2 pseudogenes are annotated in these 493 nt (G+C 64.7%); one reads left to right on the forward strand and one right to left on the reverse strand.

The features are described from left to right. A pseudogene (locus PMX72_RS09915) lies at positions 1 to 231 on the forward strand (hypothetical protein); the annotation flags it as partial. 162 nt (positions 232 to 393) lie between these two features. Here PMX72_RS09915 and PMX72_RS09920 read toward each other — a convergent pair. After that, a pseudogene (locus PMX72_RS09920) lies at positions 394 to 493 on the reverse strand (IS200/IS605 family transposase); the annotation flags it as partial.

A 493-nucleotide genomic window follows, 5' to 3' on the forward strand; every position in this document is an offset into this window, starting at 1 on the left:
GGCGTGGGCGAGATGACCCCCGGCATCATCACGCTCCCGTTCTGGAGCATGACCGCAAAGCTGCCGGATGCGCACCTTTTGAGCGTAAACATCTCGGGCGGCTCGGCTCCGCTGCAGCTTGGAAGCAAGGCAGGGGCGATCCAGGCCGATTTGGGCGCCCTGCTCTCGGTGGCGCGGACGGGCGACGAGCAGCGCAGTTCATCGCGCCGTGTTTCATGCGTGGACGCTTAAATCAAAACCACCCCTAGAAGGGGTGGTTTGCTCTTAGGGTGTAACCCTTGGATTTCCGGCACGCGTCTAAAGGCGCCGGCCCTCACGGGGTTCGGGCCGCACTGCAGATTGACCCGTGACGGGCCGGTCAAACCGGCGCCATTTACGCCCCGGCCCCCTATCGAAGGGGTCCTCGTACTCCTTGGCGCTCAGCCGGTCGAGCGCGATGTCGGCCTTCTCCTGCTCCCGGATGTACTTCGCGATCGTCGCCTCGTTCAGGCCG

Source organism: Collinsella aerofaciens, assembly GCF_028207065.1.
GTDB classification, from domain to species: Bacteria; Actinomycetota; Coriobacteriia; order Coriobacteriales; family Coriobacteriaceae; genus Collinsella; species Collinsella aerofaciens_AR.